Here is a 9,534-nt window from a genome sequence, read left to right on the forward strand (position 1 = left end):
TGATGTAGACCATTTTAAAGAGTTACGTTCTCCTAATTTCCTATAATTTACAACTTGCAAAGGTAGATTGTTTTTAATAAAATGATATTTCAAATAATAATAATTATTAGATGCTGGTAAATCTTCGCTATCAACAGCACAATCCTCTATATAAATACCGACAACCTTTCTCTCTGGATTATTATTCTGCAAAGTTTTCACTTCATTTATAGCTTGTGACATCGCTTCTAACGAATAATTCGCCAATTTTATTTGATTAACATTCTTTGTATTTATATTTATATTGAACATTTGTTCCAATCCAGGAAAGGTACCGGGATTCAATTTTCCCGTTAAACTCAAATATAATTCATTTGCAAATGATCTAAATCTATCTTCAAAAATAAAAGCGAATGTTACTTCTTTAGAAATATTTTTATATGCGCCATAATTTCTTATCCCTTGAAATTGAGAGCTTGATATATTATTATTACTAAAAATATATTCTTTTTTATTCAAATGAAAGACTGTTGTTTCAACTAAGTTAGGACTTATTTCTATAGGCTCATCTTCAGTACCTATATTTTGTATACCCTCATAGACTTCCGTTATAAAGTTTTGAACAATTCTAAATTTATCTGAGTAATAATTTTTATTACTGCGTCCATTGACATCCAGACTTAAACTTAATTTCTGAACTTCTTTATCAAATAGGACATCAATGTTCTTCGAAAATTTAAAATCAATAATAAATCCATATGTATTTTGTTCTTCTAAATAATATGGACACATATATATTATCTTGTTTCCTTTTTCGTATTTATTGATTATAAAATCCACAAAACAGTCTGTAAACAATCTTTTTACCTTAAATTCGAATTTTGGCTTATTAACATTTAAAGCTTTTACTAGTTGTTCAAATATGTATTTTTTTGATAAACCAATAGACATATTTGAGTCAACAATATATTCTTCAAATTCATTTTTGGGTATAAACGAAATCCAATATGATCTATACTCATTTATATCCATGTCTTGAGGTAAATTATACAGCCAAGTATTATCTTCTTTCTTATCTCCTTCTAATTTCAATTTTCGATAGACTTTAAAAGAAAACTGTTTATTTTTTATGGGAAGTATATTTAATCTAATATTTGCCATTGTTTCCTATTTTATTTGTAAAAAGAACTGTTAATACAAAGATAGTCATTTTTATGGATTTAGAACAACAAAATCCAATGTAATACTAACTGCTATTCCTTTTTAGTGAGATACTCTTTCTCGTACCGCTTTGTAAGCTCGATAACCTGCCTGCATATTTCTTCCAGTTTACGGGTTTCTTCGGCGAGTTTATAGAGAAACGCAAGCGATTTCTTCTCCCCGTAAATAGTGTGGATAGTCTTTACACATTGGTTATAATTGTTTCCTATCCTGCGGAATTGCTGATAGAAAGCTGTGAGTTGGGCGTAGTATTCCTGCGCTTCCTTATCAATTTTCACCACCTTGAACTCTCAGCCGAAGATGCGTGCAAAGATAAATTCGGCCTTGTTCTTCATACCCGATTGCTCAAACATCGTGAGGAATTTTTCATTTTCCTCACTGCTCAACCGCACAGAGTAGCGATGCCCCCGTGGGTCCGCGAGCACTTTGTGCCCTGCTTCGTTTCTTACAAGCATTCTTTTCTTCATGACATAAATATTTTAGAAGGTTCGACTTGGGAGAACCTTTACCCCGAAAGACCTTTCGGGCCGGGACTTTGAGGGCCTGAACTTCAAGTGAGGGCCCCAAAGTACACCTCGCTATATGCTGACGCATATTAAAATCCGGCTGGGCCGGCTTAAAGGTCTGAAGGATTTGTTTTACGTTCTCTTTCGAGAACGGGCTGCGCTCTCCCGGCGACAAAGGTAGATAGTTTTTTCTGTCCGTCCATCATGGCGTATCACGCCAACACCCGCCAATGAATGACTTTGAAATCAGGGAATACTTTATAGATACTCTTTTAAGGTTTATTTATAGCTGGATAGTTATCCAATTATCCATTTGAATAAGTAAATGGTCTGGTATTTGAATTGCTATTTAGGCAATTATTAAGATAGTTACTCGAATAGATAAGTAAATATTCGGCCGAATGGATATATGATTATATGGATATGTGAGTTGCCGTTTGAATATCTGAATAGCTAAATAGCTATGTAGCTAAATAGATAGATAGCTATATAGCTAACCGAATAAACAGACAACAGAACGGATAACCAGATAAATGGCTATTTATCCGGTTATCAATAAATCTAATATTATTGTATTAGTGAAGAACAATATAAGAATTATCTGACTTTTTTAAGAGGGAGTATTCAGGTGTGGGGTGTGGCAGGTCAGTCCACGGGCTCGCCGCCATAGCGAAGGCGGCAGATGTCCTCGTGGATTTCACACATGATATGCAGTTGCATCCGCTTGCTGATATGGCGGCTTTGGGAGCGCATGAACAGACGGTTCTCTATCAGACTGCAAAACTTCGTACCTTCCCTGCTCACGATGCAGAGGATTTGATGTTCAAGGAAAAACTCCCTGTCGGTGGAATACTCCACGTTCGGGGACATTCTTATATATTTCATACGCTGATATTTTTAAAGGTTTTACGGTGGCGGTGTGGGTGGGGTAGCCCGGCCCTGCCCTCTGTTCTTTTTGGGGGCGGGAAAAAAGATGTGCCGGATGTTGTCTCCGGCACATGCTTTCTGTTCGGCTTTAGGCGGCTTTTCCACTTTCGGGTTTCTCCGCTTTCGGGGCGGTGACTTTCTTCTCCGTCTTTTCCGCTGCCTGCTGCTTTTCCGCTTTCTTCATTTCCTTTATCCTTTCCTCCAAACGTTCATGCCGTTTCTGATATTCCTCCTCGTGGGTGGCTTTGGCAAGTCCGTACTGGTCGGGGAAGTGCATGTTCGCAAAGTCCCTCAACAGCTTGGATGCGTTGTTGTCCCCGTGGCCGTTCTCACAAAGGAAGTGGCTGATGAAGTCCCGTCTGATTACCGTCTTTTGTGCGTCCGTCAGTTTGGCAACGATTTTCATCCGCTGTTTCTCGTCCAACGGGGTGGGCTGGTCTTTGATACCGCAAAGCGGATAATGCTTCCTTTGCAGTCGGGTAAGCATGGCGAAATAAACCATACCGTCCTCGTACTGCGTGAACGGGCTTTCGGGATAGTCGTTCTCTCGGACAATCTTTTTCGTGTCGGCAACAATCTTCTCGATAGAAAGCTGTTTGAAACGTTTGTCCCTTTCCTGCAATGTCCCGATAGTGACGGGGGCGGTTTCCTTCTTGTTTATCTCCACGTAACAGAGTTCGGGTTCTGTCTGTCCTACCCTTACATAGGTCTTTATTCGGCCTTCCTCCTTCATGCGGCCAAGTTCTTCCACCTTTCGGGCGTATTCCTCGTTTCTGCGCTCAAATGTCTGCACCGCTTGTTCGTACTCTTTCGGCCGGGTATATTGCTCTTTCTTCGGTGCTTCGGGTGCTTTGGGAAACTCACGTGCCGATACGTTGTAATCAAGTTCTTTGATTTCATGTCCTTTCTTGTCCAATTTTTGGAGTGCCATATCGTTACGGCTTCCGTAATAGGGGCGTGCAACAACCAGCTTTGGATCGGATTTCAAAAGTTTCTCCGTCTCTTTTGCCACATGGGCTGCGTTCTTGGCTTCCAGACACTTGCGGTTGGTGCAGTGTCCGCACCCGTTATGCTCGGCAAAAAGGTTGTAATTCGCTGCGTTGTGTACACACGCCTTGCATTCCGTCTTGTCGAACTTGTATTGTTCAAGGTCGGTGGTGTAGCATTTTTCAAAATGCCTTTTGAAAAGATTCAATGTATAGTCCGTCCAATTGTCACCGTTACCCTCTTTGAGGTGCTTCTCGTAAACGTCCTTTTGGATATTGGGTTCATCGGTGCTTATTTCCTCGGCTACGCTGATAGTGATTGTGTCGTTATCCAACAGTTCACCGATAGGCGCATAGAGTTCGTTCAGTTTCAATCGGGTATAGATATACTTCTCGCTCCGTCCGAAACGTCCTGCCAAAGAATAAATATCATACCGTCCCTTTTCAAGCAACCGTTTGAAGGCTTTCGCTTCTTCAGTCGAGCGTACTTCCTCACGCTGTAAATTTTCGCTTAATGACATATCTTCCGCTTCATCGTCCGTTATATTGTTGTAAACAGTTCCCTTTATGGTCTTTGCTCCTGCAAGCAAGGATGCACGGTAACGGCGTTCACCGTATATGATTTCATAACCGCCTTCCGTGCGTGGGCGTACCGCAATGGCCTGCAAAACGCCCACTTCCCGAATACTTTCCGCAAGTTCCTGCAATGATGCGTCATTGAACGTCTTGCGGTGGTTGTCTGCGCTTGGGTGTACGGTGGTAATATCAAGGTCTGTTTCGGCTGTGGCCGTTGCAAGCGGTGTCTTGAACGTGGCTTGCTGCGGTGTTTCTTTCGTAACGGTGGAAACGGTTGCCGTTACGGGTATGGCTGTTGCTGCTTCGGGTGTTTCCGTCACTTCGGTAGCCGTGGGCACGTTCTGCGGTGTGAGTAACTTCATCGGCTTCGGGATGATTGCCAAAGCGGTTACTTTTACTGCTGTCTCTTTCTCTGATTTCTGTACTTTTTTGTTCGTCTTCATAATGATAAGTTTTTAAATGTTGATAATTAATTGAATAGTTTTCCGTCTGAAAGGCGAGCGGATTGCTCCGCCCTGCCGTTCATGCTGTCATACATGAATGCACGTGGCGAGTGCTTCCCTTACTTTCGTCTCCTGCTTCTTGGAATATATCCACCCTGCACGCCTTTCGCCCTTATAAGTGAGGTTTGCACGAAACAGGCCGTTCAAGTCTTTCAAAACGTTCTTTATCGGCTTGGTGTCACCGAATACGGCTATCGCCTTTTCGCTGTATTCCACGATTTCAAGATTGAACATTGAAAGGTCTGCGGTTGCTGTCGGCTGTTCTACCGTATCGCTGTCCGTCTGCGGTGTTTTTATGCAAAGGTTGGCTTCATCCCCTGCGGTGTGCGCATACCGTTCTATGAACTTTTCAAGGTCGTAAATAGGCTCTTTCTCAATCGTCCAACCGCTATATTTGTGCTCACCCAAATACATACCGTCTCCCATGCTGTAATTTTCACGGTGTTCGTAATCTGCGTTATATTCCGCTAAGTAGGCCGTTTCCTCAAAATTGGCGGCATGTTTGCGCATCTCCGAAAAGAGGTTGCGTGTATGCTTGGAAAAACCTAAAATGACGGTTCTTGCTATACTGTAGTCGTAATAGTCCGTATAACTGTCGCATTCGTTCACACGTAGTGTGCCGATAATGACCGCCTTTGCATCCGTCGGGATAAGGGGGCGCAACCGTTTCGCACCAATTTTGGCGATACGCTCGTATTCTTCCCGTTCTTCCTCCGCTTTCCGTTCCGCTTCGGCTTTTTTCTCTTTCGCCTTAGTGAGTAAAACGGCTGTTTCCAACGGATCTAAAAACTTGGGGTTCGCATCATCGTAATAGATGCCTATTCCGAATTTTGCCGATAATGGCCGGATAAGGTCGGATGTGTGAAACTCGTGTGTCCGCAAATTGATAAGATGGTAGGTTATTCCCCACTCGTTACGGCTTACTTCATATACCACATAGCTGTCATAGCTGTAGCCTTCCATTTTTACCACTTGATTGACTGAAACGGTCTGAACGCTTCTGTCGTAACTTCTGTTAGCTCCTAATAAATGTACTTTAGTCATAATGATTTGATTTTAAAATGATTCATATTCTGTCAGAGTATCACGCAAAGAATAAGGATGAAAAGAGCGAGCACGCAAAGGGAAAGGAAAGCGGAAAGGATGCGCCACACGGCACGGATGAGGAAAACCACCACCGCCAAAACTGCCGACATGGGCAACCAACCGCCCAAAAAGGCCGCCACACCACCGACAAAGGCACACACGAAACGCACCGCCACGTACACCACGAAGCCGCCCAACGACCACTTCACCCAAAATTTTATGCCGGTTGGAGCGGAGCCGAAGCCTCGTTTCAAATCTTGCTGTATTTCAGTTCTCTTTTTCATAACATTGACTTTTTTTTTATGCCTTGTCGGTGGCTTCACCTTGCGTGGTTCAGGGGGCAGATACGGACGGGGAGAAAATATGCAAGGCTTTTGGTGAAAAATTTTCAACCGCTCGGCTGGACGGATTGAAAAATTTTCGCCAAAACCCGTAGGGCGCGAAGCGGGCTTGCAGATTTTTAGGGGCCCCGTTCGTAGCTTCGCACCCTGAACCACGCAAGGTGAAGTTACTGACAGGGTGATAAAAATGAGGAAATGGCTATATGGGAAAAAGAGAACTGAAATACGGCAAGATTTAAGAGGTATTGCTTGATGGCTTTAGATTATTATGTTACATCTATTAAAATCAAAAATAGTTAGGATTTTTGTAGAAATACATATTGGGTACTGAATTTATTACATCCTCTTTTGGCTTACAATATTTTCAAAAGCACGTTTTTTGAATAGTTTTATTGATAATGACTTGTAACTAATTTGTATAAAATACAATATTAAAAAGCTACAGTTTTATCACTAAATATAAAAGTATTTTTTGAAAAAAGAAGAAAAGAGTTATTTTAAATAAGGAATTATACTGCCATATTTGGGTAAAAAAAGAGTCATATCATTCTTCAATTATAAAGTTTGATATGACTCTTTTTATTAATTGTTTACAACTTATAATTCTTTAGAATTGGTGCCTTAGTTTTGATATATTTATTGATTTATAGACTTATTCAAACTGTTGATAAAAATTTAATCCGTCTTTGAATGTTTTACCGACAATCTCTCCAAGTACACGATATGAACGCGATACTGAATCGAATGAAATCGGTTGCAATTTCCCAAAATCCACCTTGCCTTGTGTATCCAATATAGAATCGTCAGCCTGTACGTTGACGACCTCACCTACAACGTGCATTTCTCCCAGTGCTTCCTGCATTTCAACAACTTTACATTCAAGCGTCAGAGGATATTCGTCGATGATAGGCGCATCGACAAATTCGCTACGGATAATGTGAACTCCGGCTTTCTCGATTTTATTCACCTTGCACCCCGACACAAGACCAAAGTAGTCAGACAACACCAAAGTATCAACGGTGGCGATACTCAACGTGAATGCCTTTGCATGCTTCAGGTTTTCGGTGGTTTTATGATTCAGCGAGAGGTTCAATGCAACGTGATGATAACCGCATTGACCGCCCCATGCTACATTCATGGCATTGGGCGTACCTTGTTCGTCATAAGTTGCCACAATCAGTACGGGCAACGGAGCGACTACGGGTGTATTTCCTATATTCTTTTTCATCTCATTACCTCCATCCCATAAACATACGAGCCGTTTCCGCATCGTGATGATCGAAGAAAAGACTTTTGCCCGTATCGAGTGTGGCGATGGCAGTCATGTCCTCGTCGGAGAGCGAAAAGTCGAAAATATCGATATTCTGCTGCATCCATTCGATATGTGTCGATTTGGGGATGATGACTACACCACGTTGAATAAGCCAACGTAAGGCTACTTGTGCCACGCTCTTACCGTACTTGTGTCCTATTCCGGCAAGTAACGGATTCGTGAAAAAACTGTTCCGCCCTTCGGCAAACGGAGCCCATGACATGGTATGTGTACCGAACTCCTCCATGATTTTCTGCGCTTCAATCTGCTGGTCGAAGACATGTGTCTCGACTTGATTGACTGCCGGAACAATCCCCATATTGCTGGCAATGTCAATGAAGTGGTCGGGATAGAAATTACTTACCCCGATAGCACGGAGTTTACCTTCCTTATATGCTTCCTCCAACGCCCGGTATGCACCGTAACGGTCGCAGAAGGGCTGGTGCAGAAGCATCAGGTCGATGTAATCCGTCTGTAACTTGCGCAGGCTCTCGTCTATGGAATCCTTCGCTTTTTCGTAGCCATAGTTGGAAATCCACACTTTCGAGACAAGAAAAATCTCTTTACGGTCGATACCGCTTTTTTGCACGGCATTTCCTACACCCTCTTCGTTGTGATAGGCTTGTGCCGTGTCGATCATCCGATAGCCGACTTTCAGGGCATCGCTTACGCAGCGTTCGCATTCGGCAGGCGAAACTTGATAGACGCCGTAGCCCATCTGGGGCATTTCGACGCCGTTGTTTAATGTTACTTTATTCATTGAAATATCCATTTTTTAATTTCTTCTGATTTAGCAGGCAGACGAAGCCCCTTTCTGATTTTCAAAGCAGGATGACCTTTCTTTAGCGTGGCATCGGCTTCCGACATAGGGCTTTCGTAAGATGTGCAGAAAGGAAATATCACCTTGCCTTTCAGTTGTTCACCGTAATTGTCGAGAAAAGTACGGATAACAGCCGGTTCTTCGTGCCACCAAATGGGAAAACCGACAAATACCGTATCAACCTTTGCGAAGTCGATGTCGATCGGTTTAATAGCCGGTCGGAGCGACTGATTGATGTGTTCCTGTGTGCAACGGGATTGCTCGTTTACCCAATTGACATCTTCCGACGAATAGGGCTGTTCCGGTAAAAGCCTTATCATTCTGGCTCCCGTCACTTCAGCAATTTTCTTGGCTGCAAGTTCGGTGTTACCGGAATGTGTGAAATATACGATTACCGATTTCATGTTATTATCGGTTTTTGTTTGAGCTTGTACTGTACTGCTGCATGACATAGTTATAATTGCTGCCATTGCAATGATATATTTAAGTATGTGCATAACTTTACGATTATATATTACTTAATTACTCCAATCTCTTTAAGCCATGATGAAATGTTCTGTTCATTGATTCTTCCGCTTGTCAATCCTTCGCCTGTCAGGTGGTCGGCATCGGGAGTAAGTTCTACGATACGTGCCAGCGTTTCGTTACGGTAGGTCGAAGCATAGGTACAGAACGGAACGACGGTCTTTCCCTCGAAATCATAGCTTTCGGCAAAGGTACAAATAATCATCGGAGTCGTCCACCACCATACGGGGCAACCGATGAACACGGTATCATATTGTTCCCAGTTCTCCACTTCATCGGCGATGGCGGGACGGGCGTTATTATTCTTTTCTTCCTGAGCCATCTCCGTGCATTTGGTGTAGTCGGTAGGATAAGGTACTACCGGCTCAATACGGAAGATGTCTGCTCCTGTCTGACGGACGATTTCCTGTGCCATACGTTGGGTTGTGCCGCCCCAACTGAAATAGGCAACCAGAATCTTGCTGTCACCGCTCGGAGTATCGGGATCATCACCCGGTTCTTCAGGATTTTCCGGTTCATCGGGATTTTCGGGAGTGTCGTCCTCCCCATCATCGGGCGTTTCAGGAGTTTCGATTCCGGGCGTTTCGGGTTCAAGGTCTTCATCGGGTGAACAAGCACCGAATGTCACGACAGCCGCAGCCATCATCAGATAAATCAAATACTTTTTCATACTTACATTCACTACTGTCCCGTAAAAGTGGATAAATAGTTCTTTGAAATTATTGAAATATAGTCAATTACACGGTTTTTTG

The 9,534-nt window shown here is 42.8% G+C and carries 9 protein-coding genes and 1 pseudogene; all 10 read right to left on the minus strand.

The window, feature by feature from the left end; translation table 11 throughout:
• A partial coding sequence (locus tag AB5903_RS20895) for a hypothetical protein (protein ID WP_368118226.1) occupies positions 1-1,140 on the minus strand: 1,140 nt, incomplete at its 3' end.
• 92 nt (positions 1,141-1,232) lie between these two features.
• A pseudogene (gene mobA, locus AB5903_RS20900) lies at positions 1,233-1,667 on the minus strand (conjugal transfer protein MobA).
• 684 nt (positions 1,668-2,351) lie between these two features.
• Complete coding sequence (locus tag AB5903_RS20905) at positions 2,352-2,591, minus strand: hypothetical protein (protein ID WP_151934858.1); 240 nt, start codon at positions 2,589-2,591, stop codon at positions 2,352-2,354.
• 130 nt (positions 2,592-2,721) lie between these two features.
• On the minus strand, positions 2,722-4,638 hold the full coding sequence (locus AB5903_RS20910; protein WP_195658355.1) for a ParB/RepB/Spo0J family partition protein: 1,917 nt from the start codon (positions 4,636-4,638) through the stop codon (positions 2,722-2,724).
• Between the two features lie 87 nt (positions 4,639-4,725).
• The gene (locus AB5903_RS20915; protein ID WP_368118227.1) at positions 4,726-5,742 is read right to left on the minus strand and encodes a fusion protein; all 1,017 of its coding nucleotides are present in this window, start codon (positions 5,740-5,742) and stop codon (positions 4,726-4,728) included.
• Positions 5,743-5,774: 32 nt separating this feature from the next.
• Positions 5,775-6,068 (minus strand): hypothetical protein, encoded by a 294-nt coding sequence (locus tag AB5903_RS20920; protein WP_195658353.1) that lies wholly within the window; start codon positions 6,066-6,068, stop codon positions 5,775-5,777.
• A gap of 709 nt (positions 6,069-6,777) precedes the next feature.
• Positions 6,778-7,353 (minus strand): flavin reductase family protein, encoded by a 576-nt coding sequence (locus AB5903_RS20925; protein ID WP_195658352.1) that lies wholly within the window; start codon positions 7,351-7,353, stop codon positions 6,778-6,780.
• Positions 7,354-7,357: 4 nt separating this feature from the next.
• Positions 7,358-8,197, minus strand: a complete 840-nt coding sequence (locus AB5903_RS20930; RefSeq protein ID WP_195658351.1) for an aldo/keto reductase — start codon at positions 8,195-8,197, stop codon at positions 7,358-7,360.
• Positions 8,194-8,727 (minus strand): flavodoxin, encoded by a 534-nt coding sequence (locus AB5903_RS20935; protein WP_317326871.1) that lies wholly within the window; start codon positions 8,725-8,727, stop codon positions 8,194-8,196. Before AB5903_RS20935 ends, AB5903_RS20930 begins: the two co-directional genes overlap by 4 nt.
• A 44-nt stretch (positions 8,728-8,771) precedes the next feature.
• Positions 8,772-9,452: a flavodoxin gene (locus tag AB5903_RS20940; RefSeq protein WP_195658349.1), complete on the minus strand. Its 681-nt coding sequence runs from the start codon at positions 9,450-9,452 to the stop codon at positions 8,772-8,774.
• Positions 9,453-9,534: the final 82 nt, after the last annotated feature.

Origin of the sequence: Bacteroides sp. 2201st1_D9_2201SCRN_220225, assembly GCF_040928965.1 — a bacterium.
In the GTDB taxonomy this organism is placed as follows: domain Bacteria; phylum Bacteroidota; class Bacteroidia; order Bacteroidales; family Bacteroidaceae; genus Bacteroides; species Bacteroides stercoris.

Bases quoted from the DNA above. Each gene is read 5' to 3' on its own strand.
- AB5903_RS20905 (WP_151934858.1), bottom strand. From the start codon at position 2,591: ATGAAATATATAAGAATGTCCCCGAACGTGGAGTATTCCACCGACAGG.
- AB5903_RS20910 (WP_195658355.1), bottom strand. From the start codon at position 4,638: ATGAAGACGAACAAAAAAGTACAGAAATCAGAGAAAGAGACAGCAGTA.
- AB5903_RS20915 (WP_368118227.1), bottom strand. From the start codon at position 5,742: ATGACTAAAGTACATTTATTAGGAGCTAACAGAAGTTACGACAGAAGC.
- AB5903_RS20920 (WP_195658353.1), bottom strand. From the start codon at position 6,068: ATGAAAAAGAGAACTGAAATACAGCAAGATTTGAAACGAGGCTTCGGC.
- AB5903_RS20925 (WP_195658352.1), bottom strand. From the start codon at position 7,353: ATGAAAAAGAATATAGGAAATACACCCGTAGTCGCTCCGTTGCCCGTA.
- AB5903_RS20930 (WP_195658351.1), bottom strand. From the start codon at position 8,197: ATGAATAAAGTAACATTAAACAACGGCGTCGAAATGCCCCAGATGGGC.
- AB5903_RS20935 (WP_317326871.1), bottom strand. From the start codon at position 8,727: ATGGCAGCAATTATAACTATGTCATGCAGCAGTACAGTACAAGCTCAA.
- AB5903_RS20940 (WP_195658349.1), bottom strand. From the start codon at position 9,452: ATGAAAAAGTATTTGATTTATCTGATGATGGCTGCGGCTGTCGTGACA.